Source organism: Turicibacter sp. KK003, from assembly GCF_037014675.1.
In the GTDB taxonomy this organism is placed as follows: domain Bacteria; phylum Bacillota_I; class Bacilli_A; order MOL361; family Turicibacteraceae; genus Turicibacter; species Turicibacter faecis.
Window position 1 is genome coordinate 2,452,501 of record NZ_CP142738.1, and the last position, 22,710, is coordinate 2,475,210.

General features: G+C 38.8%; 17 protein-coding genes and 2 rRNA genes (1 of these 19 only partly in view). 5 read left to right on the forward strand and 14 right to left on the reverse strand.

What is annotated here, in order from left to right:
* Positions 1-784: the 3' portion of an IS30 family transposase gene (locus VXM77_RS11990; protein WP_289461060.1), read on the forward strand. Its footprint begins 161 nt before the window's first position; the window shows 784 of its 945 coding nt (coding positions 162-945); its start codon lies off the left edge, out of view; its stop codon occupies positions 782-784.
* Positions 785-835: 51 nt separating this feature from the next.
* On the opposite strand, the gene lysS is transcribed toward VXM77_RS11990, so the two are convergent.
* Positions 836-2,323 carry a lysine--tRNA ligase gene (gene lysS, locus VXM77_RS11995; protein WP_161832633.1) on the reverse strand — a complete coding sequence of 496 codons (1,488 nt, stop codon included), beginning with the start codon at positions 2,321-2,323 and terminating at the stop codon, positions 836-838.
* A 332-nt stretch (positions 2,324-2,655) separates the two neighbouring features.
* Here lysS and VXM77_RS12000 point away from each other — a divergent pair, with 332 nt between their 5' ends.
* The gene (locus VXM77_RS12000) at positions 2,656-3,717 is read left to right on the forward strand and encodes a leucine-rich repeat domain-containing protein (protein WP_161832634.1); all 1,062 of its coding nucleotides are present in this window, start codon (positions 2,656-2,658) and stop codon (positions 3,715-3,717) included.
* 17 nt (positions 3,718-3,734) lie between these two features.
* Here the strand turns inward: VXM77_RS12000 and folD are convergent, their stop codons facing one another.
* From folD to VXM77_RS12015, 3 genes are all read right to left on the reverse strand, one after another.
* On the reverse strand, positions 3,735-4,592 hold the full coding sequence (gene folD / locus VXM77_RS12005; protein WP_161832635.1) for a bifunctional methylenetetrahydrofolate dehydrogenase/methenyltetrahydrofolate cyclohydrolase FolD: 858 nt from the start codon (positions 4,590-4,592) through the stop codon (positions 3,735-3,737).
* Between the two features lie 17 nt (positions 4,593-4,609).
* On the reverse strand, positions 4,610-5,839 hold the full coding sequence (gene glyA / locus VXM77_RS12010) for a serine hydroxymethyltransferase (protein ID WP_161832636.1): 1,230 nt from the start codon (positions 5,837-5,839) through the stop codon (positions 4,610-4,612).
* Positions 5,840-6,514: 675 nt separating this feature from the next.
* On the reverse strand, positions 6,515-6,733 hold the full coding sequence (locus VXM77_RS12015; protein ID WP_161832637.1) for a hypothetical protein: 219 nt from the start codon (positions 6,731-6,733) through the stop codon (positions 6,515-6,517).
* A gap of 598 nt (positions 6,734-7,331) precedes the next feature.
* Here VXM77_RS12015 and VXM77_RS12020 point away from each other — a divergent pair.
* Entirely contained in the window at positions 7,332-7,496 is a 165-nt protein-coding gene (locus VXM77_RS12020; RefSeq protein WP_161832638.1) for a hypothetical protein, read from the forward strand.
* 362 nt (positions 7,497-7,858) lie between these two features.
* On the forward strand, positions 7,859-8,401 hold the full coding sequence (rbr, locus tag VXM77_RS12025; protein ID WP_161832639.1) for a rubrerythrin: 543 nt from the start codon (positions 7,859-7,861) through the stop codon (positions 8,399-8,401).
* 135 nt (positions 8,402-8,536) lie between these two features.
* On the opposite strand, the gene purB is transcribed toward rbr, so the two are convergent.
* The 7 genes from purB to VXM77_RS12060 all read right to left on the reverse strand — a co-directional run bounded on the left by purB (position 8,537) and on the right by VXM77_RS12060 (position 15,964).
* Positions 8,537-9,832, reverse strand: coding sequence for an adenylosuccinate lyase (gene purB, locus VXM77_RS12030; RefSeq protein ID WP_161832640.1), 1,296 nt, complete (start codon positions 9,830-9,832; stop codon positions 8,537-8,539).
* Positions 9,833-10,000: 168 nt separating this feature from the next.
* Complete coding sequence (locus tag VXM77_RS12035) at positions 10,001-11,344, reverse strand: HAMP domain-containing sensor histidine kinase (RefSeq protein WP_161832641.1); 1,344 nt, start codon at positions 11,342-11,344, stop codon at positions 10,001-10,003.
* Between the two features lie 9 nt (positions 11,345-11,353).
* A complete protein-coding gene (locus VXM77_RS12040) occupies positions 11,354-12,046 on the reverse strand; it encodes a response regulator transcription factor (protein WP_161832642.1) in 693 nt (230 codons plus the stop codon).
* A 67-nt stretch (positions 12,047-12,113) separates the two neighbouring features.
* Positions 12,114-12,698, reverse strand: a complete 585-nt coding sequence (locus VXM77_RS12045) for a hypothetical protein (protein WP_161832643.1) — start codon at positions 12,696-12,698, stop codon at positions 12,114-12,116.
* Between the two features lie 42 nt (positions 12,699-12,740).
* Positions 12,741-13,022 carry a hypothetical protein gene (locus VXM77_RS12050; protein ID WP_161832644.1) on the reverse strand — a complete coding sequence of 94 codons (282 nt, stop codon included), beginning with the start codon at positions 13,020-13,022 and terminating at the stop codon, positions 12,741-12,743.
* 160 nt (positions 13,023-13,182) lie between these two features.
* The gene (locus VXM77_RS12055) at positions 13,183-14,463 is read right to left on the reverse strand and encodes an adenylosuccinate synthase (RefSeq protein WP_161832645.1); all 1,281 of its coding nucleotides are present in this window, start codon (positions 14,461-14,463) and stop codon (positions 13,183-13,185) included.
* A gap of 85 nt (positions 14,464-14,548) precedes the next feature.
* Positions 14,549-15,964, reverse strand: a complete 1,416-nt coding sequence (locus VXM77_RS12060) for an NAD(P)/FAD-dependent oxidoreductase (RefSeq protein WP_161832646.1) — start codon at positions 15,962-15,964, stop codon at positions 14,549-14,551.
* Positions 15,965-16,360: 396 nt separating this feature from the next.
* On the opposite strand from VXM77_RS12060, the gene VXM77_RS12065 reads away from it, so the two are divergent.
* Entirely contained in the window at positions 16,361-17,653 is a 1,293-nt protein-coding gene (locus VXM77_RS12065; RefSeq protein ID WP_338506149.1) for an ISL3 family transposase, read from the forward strand.
* 70 nt (positions 17,654-17,723) lie between these two features.
* Here the strand turns inward: VXM77_RS12065 and VXM77_RS12070 are convergent, their stop codons facing one another.
* The 3 genes from VXM77_RS12070 to VXM77_RS12080 all read right to left on the reverse strand — a co-directional run bounded on the left by VXM77_RS12070 (position 17,724) and on the right by VXM77_RS12080 (position 22,687).
* Positions 17,724-19,328, reverse strand: a complete 1,605-nt coding sequence (locus tag VXM77_RS12070; RefSeq protein ID WP_161832647.1) for a CTP synthase — start codon at positions 19,326-19,328, stop codon at positions 17,724-17,726.
* Between the two features lie 183 nt (positions 19,329-19,511).
* A 5S ribosomal RNA gene (rrf, locus tag VXM77_RS12075) occupies positions 19,512-19,620 on the reverse strand.
* Positions 19,621-19,793: 173 nt separating this feature from the next.
* Positions 19,794-22,687 (reverse strand): 23S ribosomal RNA (locus VXM77_RS12080).
* Positions 22,688-22,710 lie beyond the last annotated feature (23 nt).

The window sequence follows — 22,710 nt, forward strand, 5'->3', positions numbered from 1 at the left end:
AGCAGATGAATTAGCCGAGCAACGTCGCTTAGTTTGTCATCGTCCAGAGACCAAATCTGAAGAAGTTATTCAAACCATCCAACATTATTTAAAGTTAACCTGGTCGCCTGAACAAATTTCTAATACGGTTTTAAAGGGTGTTATTTCATTCAAAACTATTTATCGTTGGATTTATGACGGAACGATTTTGTTAGGGGATTTAAGCTGTTTAAGGCAAAAGGGAAAACGCCGAAAACCACGAGAAACACGCGGACGATTTAACATTGGGACATCAATTCATCAACGTCCGAAAGAGGTAAAAAAACGTCAGGCATTTGGTCATTGGGAACTTGATACAGTTGTTTCAAGCCGTGGTAAAAGTAAAGGATGTTTAGCTACATTTATTGAACGTCAAACACGATTTTATGTCGCCGTTAAAATCGAAAATCGCTCAGCATCTGAAATGTACCGAGCGATTAGTGAGTTATATGAACATTTTCCTAAAGACACCTTTAAAACTTATACCGTTGATCGAGGAAAAGAGTTTGCTTGTTATTCCAAAGTAGAAGCAGATTTAAAGGTTCCTGTTTACTTCGCTGACGCCTATTCCTCTTGGCAAAGAGGAAGTAATGAAAATGCCAATGGTCTTCTTCGAGAATTCTTTCCGAAGAAGACGGACTTAGCACGAGTTAGTGAGAAAGAGATTGATGAAGCCCTCCTCCTCATTAATCATCGACCACGAAAATGCTTAGGTTGGAAAACTTCATTCGAGCTATTTCATGAGAAACTGTCGCATTTGTATTGACAATTCGTCAACAAAAAAAATCTCGCTCCAAAGAGCGAGATTAATAGATAATTATTTTTTACGCATTGTTGGGAATAATAGGACGTCGCGAATCGTTGGAGAGTTAGTTAGTAACATTACTAAACGATCAATTCCGATTCCAAGTCCTCCTGCAGGTGGCATTCCATATTCTAATGCTTCAATATAATCGATATCCATTTCCGAAGCTTCATCATTTCCTAATGCTTTTTCAGCAAGTTGAGCTTCGAAACGTTCTTTTTGATCAATTGGATCATTTAATTCCGTAAAAGCATTCGCATATTCACGTGCATCGATAAATAATTCGAAACGATCTGTGAATCGAGGGTCCTCTGCATTTTTCTTCGCAAGTGGAGAAACTTCTACCGGATGTCCATAAATAAATGTTGGTTGAACAATTTTCTCTTCAACAAATGTTTCAAAGAATTCATTAATAATATGACCAACTCCTGTAAAGTGAGCTGGAACCTCCACATTATGTTCTTTAGCAATAGCTTTTGCTTCTTCGAATGTCATTTCTTTAAAGAAATCAACACCTGTGATTTCCTTAATCGCATCAACCATATGCCAACGTTTCCATCCAACTGCTAAATTAATTTCATGTCCACCATATGGAACAGTCGTTGTCCCTAAAACTTCTTGCGCAATATGAGCCACCATATTTTCAGTTAAATCCATCATCGTTTCCATATCACCGTAAGCTTCATATAACTCAATCGATGTGAATTCTGGATTATGACGAACCGAAATTCCTTCATTACGGAAAATACGTCCGATTTCATATACCTTTTCTAATCCACCAACAAGTAGGCGTTTTAAGTGTAACTCAGTCGCAATACGTAAATATAAATCCATATCTAATGTATTATGATGTGTTTCAAATGGACGAGCTGCAGCCCCTCCTAATGTTGTATGTAAAATTGGTGTTTCAACTTCTAAATAACCTAACCCATCTAAATAACGGCGCATTGCAGTAATCACACGTGTACGTGTAATAAATGTTTGCTTACTTTCCTCATTCATAATTAAATCAACATAACGACGACGGTAACGTTCTTCAACATCCGTTAATCCGTGGTACTTCTCAGGTAACGGGCGTAGCGCCTTTGAAAGTGGGATGTATTCTTTAACCTTAATTGATAACTCACCAACCTTAGTTTTGAACACGACTCCGCGCACTCCAACGATATCACCTAAATCAGCCTTCGCAAAGAAACCATAAGCCTCTTCACCAACGGCGTCCTGACGCACATAAATTTGAACTTGTCCCTTAACATCTTGAATATGAGCAAACCCAGCTTTACCTTTTCCACGTTTCGTACGAATACGTCCCGCTACAGCAACTTCAATTTGCTTTTCTTCTAATTCTTCTTTAGAAAACGCATCAAACTCTTCAACTAACTCTGAAGATAAATGAGTACGGTCGAATCTTTGTCCAAATGGATCAATTCCGTGCTGACGTAAATCCTCCATTTTATCGCGTCTAACCTGTAATTGATCATTAATTTCAGTTGTCGACATCGAATCACTCCATCTATATAACTATTTTTTCATTTTTTCATTATAACACGCAAACGCATATTTTGTCTTAATTATTGACCATTTCCCACAAAAATATTCAAATCCCATAAAAAAAGTAGTATCATATCGTGATACTACTTCCTCCTCAAATAAATAACCACATTAACCTTAAAAACTAGACCCCTCAATCATCAAACACTATATGGTTATCCAATCCCCATTATAAAGCTCCATCACCAAAAAAGCAACCCCTTACAGATAACGTTTCCATTGTTGTATGCATCAAACTCTTTTTCCTCCCACAAACTAACAAACAAAAAGGAGAATTCACCATGTCACTCATCAAAGACCCCTATCTTAAACAAGTCATTCAAAACACCTTAGGCCCTGACGTGCCTCTCACACAAAGTACCCTGCAAACCATCTCCGTACTCGATGCCTCCCATCAACAAATCCAATCACTTGATGGAATTGAACATTGCCGTCATCTTCAAAAACTATATCTAGACTCCAACCTCATTACAAATCTTTCCCCACTCAAACAGCTCGTCACCGACCATCTGACCGAACTCCAACTAAATGATAATCAAATCTCTGACCTTTCACCGCTTGCCAAACTCACCTTTCCGAGGCTAACAGACCTCGGCCTTGGCTATAACAAAATCGAAAATCTTTCTCCACTTAAGCAAGCTCATCTACAAACCCTAAAAACCATTTATCTCAACAATAATAAGATCACCGACCTCTCCCCTCTACAGCATATCCCCCTTCCTAATCTCGCATCCATTTTTCTAGAATATAATCACATCACTGATTGTTCTCCCCTACTAAAAAATAATTCTTTAAATTCCCTCTCCCTTATTTTAATCGGCAACCCCATTCAAAAACTCGATCATCTCCCTAAAAACGCCGAACAACTCTCAGAACTTTACCTCGATAACACTGGAATCAAAGATCTGTCTCCCCTAAGTCATATCACCCTAAAAAATCTAACCATTCTTAGCCTAAATTATAATGACATTAGCGATGTCACTCCCATTAACCCAAAAACAATGCCTAACCTTGTCTGCCTAAACTTAGAGGAAAATAGCGTCACCGACCTCCAACCTCTACTCCCACTCTCACTCCATCACGAATCGCTCGAAAATCAACGAGTTACTTTACCTAAATTAACTTTTCAAGGGCCAACACTTACAATAATGAATCCAATCACCAATAAAAACGGCGAAAAAATCCCCCCGCTTATCCATCCAAACTACACGTATGACCCCCAAACAAACACCATCACATGGCAAAATATTTCTAACCTAGAAGGCTTCGTCTCCTTTGAATGGGAAGAAGGATCCTTTGACGGGGAAGCTATCCAGCCCTATAAAAAAGAAGTCATTGATTAATGACTTCTTTTTTTATTCTACTTTAAACCTAATTGATTTGCTGCAGCCTTCAACGTATTTCGCAATAACATCGTAATTGTCATCGGACCAACACCACCTGGAACTGGAGTTATATAACTCGCCTTCTCGGAAACTTCATCGAACAACACATCCCCAACAAGCTTCCCACTCTCTAAACGATTAATTCCAACATCAACGACAACGGCCCCTTCTTTAACCATATCAGCCGTAATAAACTGTGGTTGTCCAATAGCCACAATTAACAAGTCAGCCTGTTTTGTAAACTCACTCAATTCTTTAGTCCTTGAGTGACAGACAGTCACTGTTGCATTTTCATTCAACAACATTTGAATCAGTGGCTTACCGACAATTTGACTCCGACCAACAATCACAGCATGGCGTCCCACCATCGGAATGTCATAGGCTTTTAATAATTCAATCACTCCCGCTGGTGTGCAAGAGCGTAGTCCATTCAATCCGAGGACTAGTGCCCCAACTTGGTAAGGATGAAAACCATCTACATCTTTTTCAACAGCAATCGTTTGAATCACTTTTTCTTCATCGATATGCTTTGGTAATGGTAGTTGCACCAAGATACCATGTACCGTTTCATCTTGATTCAATTGATGAATCTGTTTTAATAACTCTGATTCACTAATTTGTTCAGGTAATTCAATCACTGTCGATTCAAACCCTACCGACTCACACGCCTTCTTCTTATTACGAACATACGTCATAGACGCCGGATCTTTTCCTACAATAATCACTACAAGATGAGGGCGAACATTTGTTTTCTCTATAAACTTTTTGGTTTCCTGGGAAATAGAAGCTCTTAAATCATTTGAAACCTTTTTCCCATCAATTAATATAGACATTATCTCGCAACCTCCCCTTAGGCATCATATAAAGGAAAGCGACTCGTTAACTGAAGAACAGATTCACGAATAGCCTCTAACTCTTTCTCATCATCAACTGAACGTAAAGCTCTTGCGATATATCCCGCTAACTCCACCATTTCAGCCTCTTTAAATCCTCTCGTTGTAATCGCTGGCGTTCCTAAACGAATACCACTCGTCACAAAAGGTTTCTCCGTATCAAATGGGATCGTATTTTTATTACACGTAATCGCCACTCGATCTAAAACGGCTTCCGCTACTTTTCCAGTTAAACCAAAACTAGATTTTACATCAACAAGAAGCAAATGATTATCTGTTCCTCCTGATACAATACGTAAACCATGTTTCGTTAATTCATCAGACAAGACCTTTGCATTTTTTACGACTTGTTTTTGATAGTCCACGAACTCATCTGACAAAGCTTCAAAAAACGAGACAGCCTTCGCACCAATTACATGCATTAATGGGCCACCTTGAATACCAGGGAACACTACTTTATCTAATTTTGTCGCAATTTCTTCATCATTTGTCAAAATCATTCCTCCACGAGGACCACGTAATGTTTTATGCGTCGTCGTCGTGACAACATGAGCAAACTCTACTGGATTAGGATGCACACCGGCTGCAACTAATCCAGCAATGTGGGCCATATCCACCATTAAATATGCTCCAACTTCGTCCGCAATTTCACGGAATTTTTTAAAATCAATAAGACGTGGATACGCCGAAGCTCCCGCTACAATTAATTGTGGTTTTACGTCTAAGGCGATTTGACGCACAACTTCATAATTAATCATTTCTGTTTTTTCATCTACACCATACTCATAAAACTCATAATCTTTTCCTGAAAAGTTAAGAGGGTGGCCATGTGTTAAATGCCCTCCATGACTTAAATTCATACCTAGCACTTTTGCACCTGGTTTTAAAATCGCACGATACGCTCCCATATTTGCCTGAGAACCTGAATGAGGTTGAACATTAACAAACTTTGCTCCAAATAGTTGTTTTGCACGTTCACGCGCAATTTCTTCAACACGATCAACGAACTCGCATCCGCCATAATATCGTTTTGATGGATATCCCTCGGCATACTTATTCGTTAAAATAGAACCTTGAACATCCATCACTTCTTGTGACACGTAATTCTCCGAAGCAATCAACTCTACATTTTCACGTTGACGCTTCAACTCTTGCGCTAAGGCATTAAAAATCGCTTGATCTTTCATCAACAAATCCCTCCTAACAACGTCCTAATTCCATTGTGCCATAAAAACACTAAATCACCAAATCATATCCCCTTTATTTCTCTTCCTACTCTATTAATAAAAAATTTCAACCCCATTTTACAAAATTAATCTGAAGTTAATCACTGAACCATCACCACTATCCGTTCTATGAAATTAGAATTTTTCTCTAAACGACTCAACTAACCTTATCATTTTATTTTTTCCAAACAAAAAAAAGTGCCTTGCCATAAGAACTATTTCCTACAACAAAGCACTTCATTCGTAGAATTCCTAACAATCAATCACTCCTAAACATCAACTCTAATATTTAGTGATGACTGACCATCACCTGAGCACTTCGTGGCTGCCCAATAACCATTCCGTAAAACTCTACAAAACTAGCTTTCCCCGCTACTCTTTTTTTATTCACTCTACACGCATGATTTAATTTTTATTTTTTTCTAACAAAAAAGTGCCTTGCCATAAGAACTATTTCCTACAACAAAGCACTTCATTCGTAGAATTCCTAACAATCAACCACTCCTAAATATCAACTCTAATATTTAGTGATGACTGACCGTTACCTGAGCACTTCGTGGCTACCCAATAACCATTCCGTAAAACTCTACAAAACTAGCTTTCCCCGCTACTCTTTTTTTATCCATCATTCACTTATTATTCTACTAAATTTATAGCAACTCCCATCAAGAACACAGCAAGCAAAAATAAAACAATCGCTTCTCCCCTATTTTTACGATAGCGATCCCATCCATTAACCATTTGCGATCCTGCTACAACTAAAAGCAAAAGCGGAACATTCCCATCGTATCCCATCCAGATAGATATCCCAATCAAAATGGTTAAACAAATCAATATAAAGTTAATCACTTTCACTAATATTCCCCTCCCACTTATTTAACCCAGTATATTCCCCAAAAATATTCTAGTCAATCAAAAAAGTACCCTGTCATAAGAACTATTTCTTACAAGAGGGTACTTGAATTGCAGAATTTCTAATAGCTAATAACCACTGAACATCAATTCTCATATTCAGCCCTTACCAACCATCACCTGAGCACTTCGTGGCTGCCCAATAACCATTCCGTAAAACTCTACAAAACTAGCTTTCCCCGCTACTTTATTTTTATTCACTCTACACGCAGGATTTAATTTTTTCTAACAAAAAAAGTGCCCTGCCATAAGAACTATTTCCTACAACAAAGCACTTCATTCGTAGAATTCCTAACAATCAACCACTCCTAAACATCAACTCTAATATTTAGTGATGACTGACCGTCACCTGAGCACTTCGTGGCCGCCCAATAACCATTCCGTAAAACTCTACACCACTACTTTTCCCATAATCGTGAGAAATATACCGTCAATCACAATAAATATATTAAAAAGTAAAATTACTACTTTATTCCGACATTTTTTTAAACTTTTTACACATATAATAAAATTCTAACATACCAAAATAGGGGAGCACACAATGGAATTTATCGATGACCTAATTCAAACCTTATTTAACATCATGGACAACTTATTTTGGTTTGCCCCGGAAGTTGGACCACGAAAAATGAAAAAATTAAATGTCTCTTTAGCGAGCATAGCGCTAATTCTTTTCTTCGTGTTTATTTGTCAACATATCGTCTAAAGAGTCTATTTAATAAAAATATAAAAAAAGAGCCGTGAGGCTCTTTTTTTCTCGACTCTTTATTTTTTATATAGTGGGCTGCCGAATCACACCACTCCATACTGATCTCATAAAAATAATATCAAGAATTCATTCATAAGTCAAATAAAATCAAATTCTAAAATTAATCGCACCTAGACTGTCAGCTTTGAGCATAAAATTGGAGGATATAGGATAAATTATCCCTTTATCTCACCTCTATTAATAATCACTCTCATTACAAACCATTTGCCAATCAAATCTAAGAAATGACCGTTGCGTTTTATCTCGCAGTAGGTTATGTTAGGACTAGATATTAAAGTAATCTTGGGGGGATTTTAAGCATGACAAATTTAAAGGGTACTAAAACTGAAGCAAACTTAATGCACGCATTCGCGGGAGAATCAATGGCTCGAAATAAATATACTTTCTACGCGGCTAAAGCACGTGAAGAAGGATATGAACAAATTGCAAACTTATTCCTAGAGACCGCTCATAATGAAATGAACCATGCTAAACTTTGGTTTAAATTCTTACATGAAGGTGAAGTTGCTGATACCCAAACAAATTTACGCGATGCTGCAGCGGGAGAACATGATGAATGGACAGACATGTATGCAACCTTTGCACAAGAAGCTCGCGAAGAAGGCTTCAAACGTATCGCTGCTCTTTTCGAAATGGTTGGTAACATTGAGAAGGAACACGAAGAGCGTTACTTAAAGTTATTACAAAACATTGAAGAAGATAAAGTCTTCGCTCAAGAAGAAGAAACATCATGGATTTGTCAAGAGTGCGGTCACATCCACTACGGTAAAAAGGCTCCTAAAAAATGTCCAGTCTGTGGATATGATCAAGCACACTTCGAAATTCGTTCAGTAAACTACTAATCATTAAAAATGTGGATAACTTTTTAAATAAAGTTATCCACATTTTCTCTTTTAGCATCATCTCTCCTACTAACTGAAAAAGAGTAGCATCGAATCTAATCGAAGCTACTCTTTTTAATAACCCATCACTAATAACTATTCTAATCCTAATCGTTCAAAGATTCCATCAACTGATTTTAAATGGTACGTATGATCAAAACAGTCATCTAAATCTGCCATTGTTAAATGACTCATCACTGTTTCATCAGACTCTAATAATTGACGGAATGATTGACGATTCTCCCAAGCTTGCATCGCTTTTGGTTGAACAAGGTCATAAGCTTGCTCACGAACAAATCCTTTTTCAATTAATTTTAACATCACGCGTTGAGAGAAAATAACTCCATGCGTTTTATTAATATTTTCTAACATATTTTCTTCATAAACCGTTAAATTATCAATTAAGTTAGTGAAACGATTTAACATGTAATCAAGTAAAATTGTTGCATCTGGCATAATGATACGTTCTGCTGATGAGTGTGAAATATCACGTTCATGCCAAAGCGCGATATTTTCGTAAGCTGTAACCATATATCCACGTAATACACGTGCACACCCTGCCATATTCTCAGAACCAATTGGATTACGTTTATGAGGCATTGCTGAAGATCCCTTTTGCCCTTTGCGGAAAAACTCCTCGGCTTCACGAACCTCTGTACGTTGTAAATGGCGAATCTCAACCCCCATTTTTTCAATTGATGCCCCAATTAAGGCAATAGCTGACATATAAGCTGCATGTCGATCACGTTGCAATGTTTGCGTTGAAATCTTCGCTGAATCAATTCCTAATTTCTCACATGTATAGTCTTGAACAAAGAATGGAATATTGGCGTGTGTTCCAACCGCACCAGAAATTTTACCACATTCAACAGCACGTGCCGCTTCTTCAAAACGCGCTTGGTTTCGTTTCATCTCCTCATACCATAACGCTAACTTTAATCCAAATGTCGTAATCTCAGCATGAACCCCATGCGTACGTCCCATTTGAACGGTATGTTTATACTTCTTCGCTTTTTCACCTAACACTTGAATAAAGCGATTTAAATCTTCACGTAAAATATCATTTGCTTGTTTTAATAAATACCCATTGGCCGTATCAACAACATCAGTCGAAGTTAATCCATAATGAACCCATTTCTTCTCCTCACCACATGTTTCACTCACCGCTCGTGTAAAAGCAACCACGTCATGACGAGTCTCTTGTTCAATTTCATAAATTCGATCAAGATCAAAAGAAGCATTCTTCCATAACTTCTCAACATCCTCCATCGGAATATGCCCTAATTGAGCCCAAGCCTCACAAGCCAAAATTTCAACCTTTAAATAGGCTTCAAACTTATTTTGTTCTGTCCAAATAGCCGCCATCTCAGGGCGCGAATAACGATTAATCATGCGTAAACTCCCACCTTATCCTATTTTACTTACCCTTCTATTTTAACTTAAATTTTCTAATCAAACAAACAAATATTTTGAAAATTACACCAGATTCCCCGATGAAAACGTACCTCTGATAAGCAAGAATTGCGTCCCAATATAAAAAAGGGCATCGCCAATCATGACTCAGCCCTTCTTCACTTCACTTGATCGCCGTTTATTAGACGGCTTAACATAAGGTAACTTTACACTCATGCAGACTCCATTCTCAACATTCAACGCTTCAATTACTCCCTGATGAGTCGTAATAATACTTTGCACAATAGACAGGCCAAGTCCTGACTGACCTTTATCACCCTTATAAAAACGATCAAAAATATACGGTAAATCAGTCTCTTTAATTTGGGGACCATCATTAAATAAACGAATTTCCACCCAGTCCTCATCAATCTTTGTCGTAATAGAAATCATCGTCTTTGCATAACGAACGGCATTAGTAATAATATTAGATAACGCGCGAATCATCTTATCATCATCTAATTTGACAAAGACAGATCGATCTAAATTCAAGCGAAGTTCTAACCCTTTGTCCGCAACAAGACCTGCCATCTTATGATAAAATCCATCTAAGAAGACATTTAAATCAACAACTTGTAATTGATATCGATCATGAGTCGCATCTTCAAGCTTAGACAAATATAAAATTGATTCTACCAACGTTCGAAGAGATTCACTTTCTTTAGAAATCACGTCCGCAGCCTCATCAATCGAGAAAATACCATCCTTTAGCCCCTCAGCATATCCTCGAATATTCATGAGCGGCGTTTTTAACTCATGAGACGTATTCTCAAAAAATGCTTTGCGTTTTCGGTCATTATTAACAATAGCCTTGGCCATGCGGACAATATCCTCATCCAATTCCTGAATCTCATCTCCCGTATAAATCGTCACCTCTGGTGCCTCTAAATTTTCCTGAAAATTACGAATCTTATTCTTTAATAAATGAATCGGTCTAGAAATATTATTTTGTACATAAACTCCAAAAAATGCCGCAATTAACATACTCACTAATGAAGTAATAAATAAAATATTTAAATTCAAGCGATTTAAATCAACAACCGTTCCTTTATCTCTTAATAAAATAATATCAAATTTCCAGTCCATCACCTCAACACTACCTGAAATCATTAAATAGTGCTTTTTGAAATAGGTACTCTCAACTCCATAAGTCTGTAAATCATCCAGGATTGCCTTATTTTCATAAAAAACAGTCTCATTATCCTGAATAATAATTAACTCCGACTCCACCAGTTGCATAATGTGATTACGAATGACAACACCTGGTTGAAAGTAACCTGTATTATAAACCATCAAATTTTCTTGAATTAAATCCATTTCCTTTTTCATACTATCTAACAATCGATATGATAAAAACTGATTAGACGTTACAGTAAACAACGTAAACGATGTGGAAATGGCAATTAAAATGGTAATAATGTAACTCCAAAATAATTTGCGATCTAATCTCATCATTCACACCTAATTATTATCATCAATTCGATAACCATAACCCCAGACTGTAGTAATTTCCACCTTAGCATTCATCGCTTTTAATTTTTTACGAAGGCGTTTTACCAAGTCGTCAATCATGCGAGATTCCCCCACATAATCGTATCCCCATATATTCTGAATCAAATTTTCACGAGTAAATGAAATATTTTTATTTTTCACCAAATAAGCTAGTAACATATATTCATTATTAGTTAACGTCATCTCCACATCATTCACCGTGCAAACACGCTTCGAGTCATCAATCTTCATATCCTTAATTTGATAAATACTCGTCTCCACCTCATTAATCACCACCGGTTCAATTCGACGAAAAATAATCTTTAATCGAACCAACAACTCACGAGGACTAAATGGCTTAGATAAATAATCATCTGCCCCTAATTCAAGCCCAATAATACGATCAACCGCCTCATCTTTTGCAGAAACAAAAATAATTGGAACCTGGCTCACCATTCGAATCTTTTTACATAAATCAAGTCCATCCATCGTCCCAGGCATCATAATATCCAAAACTAGGGCGTCTGGCTGCATCGCATTAAAAGCCTCTAATACCGTGTCCGCATTTTCAAACGTCGTCACACGATAACCTTCCTTTTCCAAATACCTTAAAATTAACTGTCTGATGTTTGCATCATCATCTATTACAAAAATATGTTTCATCTTCTTCACCTCTTATACTATTTATATTATAAAAAATCTTGCTTTTTTTAAAGCAAGATTAGCTCATTTATTTTTTATATGTTCCTAACAATTGTCGCGCCTCAGCCACTCCCTCAGCATATCCCGCGAACTTTCCATCTTTAATCTTAAGCAATGCTGGCGTCCCGGATACTTGAATCTCTTCGGCAGACTGTGGCAAACGATTATTCATAGGCGTATCATTATAAGCAACAATCTCATTGTTATCCTTTACAGAAATGACCCATCCTTCATTTGATGGATATTTTGCACTCGATTCACCCTCATTAAATACCTGTACTCCATTTTCAACCTTACCAATAACCTTCGTATACTGTTTTTTATGTGCATCCCAATCATACCAAGCACCAACATTTTGATCGGCTGCCATATCAACTACATAAATTGGGGCTCCATTATCATTATAAGCCGCCACTAACTCGGGACTAAATTGCAAACAAAGTGGACAACTTTCTTGATAAAAATAAACATAATACTCCGATTCCTTCTGACTGAATGAATCTCGATAATCAATCCTTTTTAAATCAGCCAATGAATTAACTGATGGAAATAGGAAGTTAGCCGTGACCGCAATAACAACAACTGCTACTAATCCAATTAAAATTTTCTTCATAATAACTACTCCTTTACTTCCTCTCTTATTATAACTCAAATATTAGAAAAAACTATGAAATATATGTGAAAGGTTAAAAAGATTCATCAGTTCTCCTGGAAGTGTTAAATAACCTGAAGAAATTAAAAATACTAATAACCCGCACACAATCGCAATAAAAATAATCGTCTTCGTCACAACATTAAATGCTAATTTACACAAAAAGGCAATCACTAACCCCACAAAAACCCCTTCTAATAGTCCGTATAACTCAACATATGATTTGAAGGCCTGATTAAAACAAAACAAACACCCTAAAAAAATAATATAATACCATTTCTTCATCCCATAACAACCTCCTTTTATACCACTATTTTACATCAAAGCTAAAAAAAAGCAACGCAAAATGCGTCGCTTTTTTCTTATAAAAATCCCACTTTGATACAATTAATGCCTTCTCACTCTTTAATAAAAACGAAAAATCTAAATTAAAAATTGTCCCCAATTAGAATAATTCTTTTAATAAAATAGTTTGCTCACGATCTGGTCCAACACTGAAAATAGCTACTTTAGCTCCAATTAACTCTTCAATGCGACGTAAGTAATTTTGCGCTGCAATTGGTAATTCCTCAAATGAAGTTACACCTGTAATATCCTCTTGCCAACCTGGCATCTCCTCATAAACAGGAATACAACGTTCAAATTCCTTAATTGTTGAAGGTACGTACTTAATTACCTTTCCATCCAATTCGTATGCTGTACAAATTTTTAATGTGTCAAGTCCTGATAAAACGTCTAATAAATTAACAGAGATTCCTGTTAAACCACTTACTCGACGAGTATGAGACACAACTACACTATCAAACCATCCAATACGACGAGGACGACCTGTTACAGTTCCATATTCACGTCCAATCTCACGAATACGGTTTGCAGTTTCCCCTTCAATTTCAGTTGGGAACGCTCCTTCACCAACACGTGTTGAATAAGCTTTTACAACCCCAATCACTTCCTCAATTTTCGTTGGACCTACACCTAATCCAGTTGTTACAGCCCCTGCAGAAGGATTTGATGACGTAACAAACGGATATGTCCCGTGATCAATATCTAACATAACTCCTTGTGCACCTTCAAATAATACCTTTTTACCTTCATTAAATGCCTCGTCTAATTCATATGAAGTATCCGTTACGTATGGACGAATAATCTCTGCATACTCACAATATTTAGTGTAAATTTCATCATACGAGAATGTCGTCTTTCCATACTTAGCTAAAATCTCATTCTTCGCCTCTAATTGTTCCTTCAAGCGAGTCGCAAATACTTCCTTATCCATTAATTCTCCAATACGAATTCCGATACGAGCATATTTATCTGCGTAACATGGCCCAATTCCACGTTTAGTTGTCCCAACCTTTTGATCCCCTTTTAACTCTTCCTGAAGACCATCTAACTCAATATGATATGGGAAAATAACATGGGCACGGTTAGAAATACGAATATGATCCGTACTAATTCCAGCATCATTCAAATATGCAATTTCCTCTAATAATGACTCAGGATTAATAACCATCCCATTTCCTAAAATAACCTTCTCCGAATTGAAAACTCCTGAAGGAATCAATCGTAACTTAAATTGTTGTCCATTAAATTCAATCGTATGTCCAGCGTTGTTTCCACCTTGATAACGCGCTACAATATCTGCACGTTGAGCCAAATAATCCGTAATTTTTCCTTTTCCTTCATCTCCCCATTGTGTTCCTACAACTACTACTGTTTTTACCATATCAATAACCACCTTTTTTTATAATAGAATTTAATATTTACTACAATATCTTAGAAACTTTCCTAATAAATTTATTTTATCAACCCTATGCCTCATAGCGGTCTAAGATATGACGTGCTACTAGAACACCACTCGCTCCTGCCTGCGCCAGTCCGCGAGTCACACCAGCCCCATCGCCACCTACAAATAAACCTTTTACCTTTGTTTCGAATTTATTATCAATTTCAGGACGGGCAGAGTAGAACTTTGCCTCTACACCATAAAACAACGTATGCTCAGAAGCAATACCTGGAGTCACATGGTCAAGAGCTTCCGTCATTTCAATTAATGACTTCATCGTATTATATGGAAGCACTAATCCTAAATCACCTGGGACAGCCTCCTTAAGTGTTGGTTCAACAAATCCTTCTTTTAATCGTTTAGGCGTCGTACGTCTTCCCTTCAAAATATCCCCGTACTTCTGCACAATAATCGAACCATTTGATAACTTATTTGCTAAATGAGACACCTCATGTGCAAATTCATTCGGTTGATCGAAAGGCTCCTCAAACGTATGAGAGACTAATAAAGCAAAATTAGTATTCTTACTTCCAAGTTTAGGGTCCTTATAAGCATGACCGTTCGCCAACATCGTTCCTGAATGATTTTCCACTACAACATGTCCTGATGGATTTGAACAAAATGTTCGAACTACTGTTCCAACACTCGTACGATACATAAACTTTCCTTCGTATAAATGTTCATTAATCTCTTGCATAACAATATCCGAAGTTTCAACACGTACCCCAATATCGACTTGTAAATTCTTCATTGGGATTTTTTGACCACGCATCACATCTTTTAACCAAACTGATCCATCACGCCCAGGAGCTAAGAAAACTTGATTTGCTTTCATTGTCTCTCCATTTGCAAGGACCACACCGCGAACTTCATTGTTTTCAACAATGACATCCTTAACTTCAGTTTTAAAATGATAATCCACACGATCTTTCATTTCCTCATAAATACTCTTTAATATTTCTAAATTTTGTTCCGTCCCTAAATGTCGAACTTTCGCACGTAACAATTTCAATCCTACAGCATAACCACGTTTCTCAATCTCACGAACTTTATCAGTCGTTGGATCTGTAATATCACTAGTTGCTCCGTGCTTTAAATTAATATTATCCACGTATTCTATCAAATCTTCTACTTCAGTGTTTGATAAATAATCTGTCATCCATCCACCAAACTCATGTGTAATATTAAATTTACCATCTGAATAGGCCCCTGCCCCACCAAAGCCATTCGTAATAGAACACGCCGGCATACAACCTACATGATCTTTAATCACTGGACATTTCTTTATTTTATGCTCAAGTATTGGGCATCGACGTCGGTAAATATCTAGCCCTTTATCAATCAACGCAACCTTTAAATCCTTATTCTTTAATGACAACTCATAAGCGGCAAAAATTCCTGCCGGTCCTGCACCAACAATAATCACATCATAACTATTCATCCAGCAAACACTCCTTTAAACAAGTCTGGTATATACCAACAAAAAAGCACCCTATGCGAGCATAGCGTGCTATAAAATATATAATAAACCTATTAAGTTAGTCTCCATACTTGTCAGTTTCATAATTTTCACCTTTATATTTAAAATTGAACATTAATATTATACCAAACAACTGACTATCTGTAATCCCTAAAAATAAAAAAATTAGGGTAATTAACCTAACTCAATAGGATAATCCCCTAACTATAATTGATAATTACTGGTTCTATAATATTTGGTGTGGGTGATGCCCACACCTCTTTTATTGGAATTAAAAAATAAGTACAAAAAAAGAGACATAACGTCCCAAATTCTATACAATGTAATCGACCAAAAAAACACGAAAGGATTGGGTTTATGTCTCACACTAATTGTATCTCAACTTTACTTGATTTAAAAGATAAAAATATTACTTTTTCAAAAAATTGTATCCAAGAAACTCAGATTAAGAATGTTCGTTCTAAACTTATTTTGGGAACTCTTTCTTTTCAACCGACTCGTTGCTACCACTGTGGTCATTCTTTTGACTCAAATATCATTAAACACGGCTTCAAAACTTCACGTATTAAGCTAGTCAAAATTTCCGGATTTGATGCTTATCTAGACTTAAAAAAACAACGTTATAAATGCCGTCATTGCGACCGAACATTTACCCTAGAAACATCTCTTGTTAACCCTAATTGTTTTATTTCCACTCCCGTAAAACAAGCCATCTTTTTAGAAGCTAGTCATAAGAAATCCGAAACAGATATTGCACGTGAGCTTAACGTTTCTCATTCAACCGTTAACCGCGTCATTCATTCTTCCTATGAAGAACAGCCGCTTCCCTTTAATTCTCTCCCAAAAGTTCTTTGTTTTGACGAGTTTAAGTCGGTTAAATCGGCCGAGGGAGCAATGTCCTTCATTTTTTGTGATGCGTCCAATGGAAAGCTAATTGATATCGTTGAAGACCGTCGCTTAAGTACACTAAGGACTTATTTTATGCGATTTTCTAAAGCAGCTCGTGAAGGTGTAACCCACGTCGTCATTGACATGTACGCCCCTTATATGACACTCATTAAAGAGGTATTCCCTAAGGCTAAGATTGTTTTAGATAAATTTCATATCGTTCAACTAGTCTCTCGTGCTCTTAATAAAACACGCATTCGTTTCATGAATCAAAATAAAGAGTTTTATAATAAATTCAAATATTATTGGCGACTTCTCTTAAAAGCCCAAGAAGATCTTAATGCCACTCATTACTTCTATTCCAACTGCTTCAAAAAGATGATCTCTCAACAAGAAATTATTGACTTTTTATTAGCCCTAGACCCTGAACTAAAGGAGACTTATGATTTCTACCAAACTGTCCAACAGGCTATTAAACTTCGTAACCTTGAAATATTTCATCATGCCATTCAACACCCCTCTGACCTGCTTTCACACGAAATGAAAACAGCTTTAAAAACACTCACTCATTATCAAGATTATGTCAAAAATACTATCGAAACTCCTTATACAAATGGAGTACTCGAAGGAATTAACAATAACATTAAAGTCATTAAACGTATTGCCTTCGGATACCGTAGTTTCTACCATTTCAAAGCAAGAATTTTGATTATTCATAAATACACTTTTGAACAAAAAAAGAAGAGGAACCAAGCCGTCTAAAGAATGGCCTAATTCCTCTTGATTACATGTATAGATTTTATTCACCCACACGATTTGACAAAGAGCCTAATTACTCTAATCCTTTAGAAATTGTTGCCTTAATAAATTCACGGAATAATGGTTGTGGTTTCTGCGGACGTGATAAAAATTCTGGATGAAATTGTCCTGCTACAAACCATCGATGATCCGGAATTTCAATAATTTCTACTAATCCGGTTTGCGGATTGATACCCGAAAACTCTAATCCCGCATTTTCTAAAATTGTTTTATATTGATTATTAAACTCATAACGATGACGGTGACGTTCCTTAACATTAACCGATTGGTATGCCTCGTAAGCCTTTGTTCCTTCCTTAACATAACAATCATATAATCCTAAACGCAACGTTCCACCCATTTTAATTCCTTCATATTGATCAGGTAAATAATCAAAAATTGCGTGTGGAGTATCCTCGTCAAACTCTGTTGAATTAGCCCCTTCTAACTTTGCAACATTACGAGCATATTCAATTGCTGCAATTTGCATACCCATACATATACCAAAATAAGGGATGTTATTTACACGTGCATATTGACAAGATAAAATTTTCCCTTCAACTCCACGGTTACCGAATCCTCCAGGAACTAAAATACCATCTACATCAGCAAAGATTTCATCTACAGTTTCCTCTGTTACACGTTCAGAATCAACCCATTTAATACAAACTTTCTTCCCATAGTGATATCCAGCATGTTTTAAGGCCTCAACAACCGATAAATAAGCATCCGGTAATGCAACGTATTTACCAACAAGTGCGATAGAAACCTCACCATTTAAATTACGTACCGTATCGATTAACTGCTCCCACTCAGTCATATCCGCTTCCGGAGCATCAATACCAAAATGTTTACAAACATAGTCATCTAATCCCTGTGCCTTTAAATGCATTGGAACCTCATATAAAATTTCCGCATCAATTGCCTGTACAACTGCTTCCTTAGGAACATTACAGAATGATGAAATCTTTTCCTTTACATGATCCTCTATATCCACCTCTGTACGTAAAACGATAACATCTGGTTGGATACCCAACGATAGTAACTCTTTTACGCTGTGTTGCGTAGGCTTTGTTTTAATCTCACCCGCCGCCTTTAAGTAAGGAACCAATGTATTATGAATATATAGCGTATTATGATAACCAAAATCTTTACGGGCCTGTCGAATAGCCTCTAAAAAAGGTAATGACTCAATGTCACCTACCGTTCCACCAATTTCAGTAATAATCACATCAGCATCACTGTCCTGAGCAGCGGCAATTAACTTAGACTTAATTTCATTCGTAATATGTGGAATGACCTGAACCGTAGCACCTAAATATTCCCCACGTCGCTCCTTATCAATTACATTTGAATAAACTCGACCAGTTGTAATATTAGAATTTTGTGATAAATTCTCATCAATAAAGCGTTCATAGTGTCCTAAATCTAAATCAGTTTCTGCCCCATCATCTGTTACAAAAACTTCACCATGCTGATAAGGACTCATTGTTCCAGGATCCACATTAATATAAGGGTCAAATTTCTGCATAAATACTTTAAGGCCTCTATTTTTTAGTAATCGTCCAAGAGAAGATGCCGTAATCCCCTTTCCTAAAGATGAAACAACTCCGCCTGTAACAAAAATATATTTTGTCATTTATTATTCCTCCGCTAATAGTTTTTGTCTTAGATAAAAAAATAAGCCCTCCGCAATGGAGAGCAAATTTTAGGGCTCTTAAATATATTATCAGATATATTTTAAGAATACAATAAGAAATATTTATAAACTAATATAGAAAAAGCAAGGAAAAATAATTATTCCTTGCTTTTTCTATTTATGGCCTAGCGACGTCCTACTCTCGCACTTGCGTACTACCCTCGGCGCTAAGGAGCTTAACTTCTGTGTTCGGTATGGGAACAGGTGTGCCCTCCTTGCCCTTATCACTAGACCTTCTGTCAGATTTCATCAATCTCACAAAACTAGATATCTTCTGCTTACTTCTTCTTGTCCGGCAACTCTCGCATCACAGTGGTAAAGTTCAATAACTGTTCATCACCTTCGTGATTCCTCAGTTCTTTTCACTTTCTGCCTGTGATAACCGCTCGTTTTTGCCTTTCCTATTTAGTTAAGTCCTCGATCGATTAGTATCAGTCCGCTTCATCTGTCACCAAACTTCCACTCCTGACCTATCTACCTCGTCGTCTTCAAGGGATCTTACTTCTTTCGAATGGGAAATCTCATCTTGAGGGGGGCTTCACGCTTAGATGCTTTCAGCGTTTATCCCTTCCACACGTAGCTACCCAGCTATGCTCCTGGCAGAACAACTGGTACACCAGCGGTGTGTCCATCCCGGTCCTCTCGTACTAAGGACAGCTCCTCTCAAATTTCCTACGCCCACGACGGATAGGGACCGAACTGTCTCACGACGTTCTGAACCCAGCTCGCGTACCGCTTTAATGGGCGAACAGCCCAACCCTTGGGACCGACTACAGCCCCAGGATGCGATGAGCCGACATCGAGGTGCCAAACCTCCCCGTCGATGTGAACTCTTGGGGGAGATCAGCCTGTTATCCCCGGGGTAGCTTTTATCCGTTGAGCGACGGCCCTTCCATTCGGTACCGCCGGATCACTAAGCCCGACTTTCGTCCCTGCTCGACTTGTTGGTCTCGCAGTCAAGCTCCCTTCTGCCTTTACACTCTTCGAATGATTTCCAACCATTCTGAGGGAACCTTTGGGCGCCTCCGTTACTCTTTGGGAGGCGACCGCCCCAGTCAAACTGCCCACCTGACACTGTCCCCTGACCAGCTCATGGCCACGGGTTAGAACCCCAGTAACACAAGGGTAGTATCCCAACAGCGACTCCTCCAAGACTGGCGTCCTGGTCTCTTCGTCTCCTACCTATCCTGTACATGTGTCACCAGTGCTCAATATCAAGCTACAGTAAAGCTCCACGGGGTCTTTCCGTCCTGTCGCGGGTAACCTGCATCTTCACAGGTACTATGATTTCACCGAGTCTCTTGTTGAGACAGCGCCCAGATCGTTACGCCTTTCGTGCGGGTCGGAACTTACCCGACAAGGAATTTCGCTACCTTAGGACCGTTATAGTTACGGCCGCCGTTTACTGGGGCTTCAATTCAAAGCTTCGCTTGCGCTAACCTCTCCTCTTAACCTTCCAGCACCGGGCAGGCGTCAGCCCCTATACATCACCTTGCGGTTTAGCAGAGACCTGTGTTTTTGATAAACAGTCGCCTGGGCCTTTTCACTGCGGCTTGCTTTCACAAGCACCCCTTCTCCCGAAGTTACGGGGTCATTTTGCCGAGTTCCTTAACAAGAGTTCTCTCGCTCATCTTAGGATTCTCTCCTCGCCTACCTGTGTCGGTTATCGGTACGGGCACCTAATAAATTATCCCTAGAAGCTTTTCTTGGAAGCGTGACATCAGCTGACTTCACCCTTTCGGGCTTTCGGCATCACAGCTCAATGTTTCGCCATGCGGATTTGCCTACATGACCACCTCACTGCTTACACGTGAATCCATTCACACGCTCAACTTAGCCTTCTCCGTCACTCCTTCAGTTTATTAAGTGGTACAGGAATCTCTACCTGTTGTCCATCGGCTACGCCTTTCGGCCTCACCTTAGGTCCCGACTTACCCAGGGCGGACGAGCCTTCCCCTGGAAACCTTAGGCTTTCGATGGATAGGATTCTCACCTATCTTTCGCTACTCACACCGGCATTCTCACTTCTAACCGCTCCACAGCTCCTTCCGGTACTGCTTCTGTGCTGTTAGAACGCTCTCCTACCACTGACACTTCGTGTCAATCCGCAGCTTCGGCGGTCCGTTTAGCCCCGGTACATTTTCGGCGCAGAGTCACTCGACTAGTGAGCTATTACGCACTCTTTAAAGGATGGCTGCTTCTAAGCCAACCTCCTAGTTGTCTGTGCATCTCCACATCCTTTTCCACTTAACGGACACTTGGGGGCCTTAGCTGGCGGTCTGGGCTCTTTCCCTTTTGACCATGGACCTTATCACCCACAGTCTGACTCCCGATCATATCTATCTGGCATTCGGAGTTTGATTGAGATCAGTACCCCGAGGTGGGGCCATCACCCATTCAGTGCTCTACCTCCAGTAGACTCTTATCGAGGCTAGCCCTAAAGCTATTTCGGAGAGAACCAGCTATATCCGTGTTCGATTGGAATTTCACCCCTAGCCACAAGTCATCCAAGCACTTTTCAACGTGCCCTGGTTCGGCCCTCCAGTCAGTGTTACCTGACCTTCAGCCTGCTCATGGCTAGCTCACACGGTTTCGGGTCTACAACATCGTACTCCTCGCCCTATTCAGACTCGCTTTCGCTTCGGCTCCGTCTCTTCAACTTAACCTTGCACGATATCGTAACTCGCCGGTTCATTCTACAAAAGGCACGCCATCACCCTTTAACGGGCTCTGACTAGTTGTAGGCACACGGTTTCAGGTTCTCTTTCACTCCCCTTCCGGGGTTCTTTTCACCTTTCCCTCACGGTACTGGTTCACTATCGGTCACTAGGTAGTATTTAGCCTTACGAGATGGTCCTCGTTGCTTCCGACGGGATTTCTCGTGTCCCGCCGTACTCAGGATCCCTTCCCTGCTTCACACAATTTCACCTACGGGACTCTCACCCCCTCCGGTTGGCCTTCCCAGACCATTCGGCTATCATGTTCAGTCATTTCTGAAGGTCCTTCTACCCCGGATTACTCCGGTTTGGGCTCCTCCCTGTTCGCTCGCCGCTACTTGGGGAATCGATGTTTCTTTCTTTTCCTCCAGGTACTTAGATGTTTCAGTTCCCTGGGTCTGTCTCCTCTATGGCTATTGATTCACCATACGGTGCTAGCGTATGACCACTAGCGGGTTTCCCCATTCGGATATCCCCGGCTCTTTGCTTACTTACAGCTCCCCGAGGCGTTTCGCCGTTTGTCGCGTCCTTCTTCGACTCCTAGTGCCTAGGCATCCTCCGTGCGCCCTTTATTACTTAACTTTTCTTCTTCAGAAGATATCTAG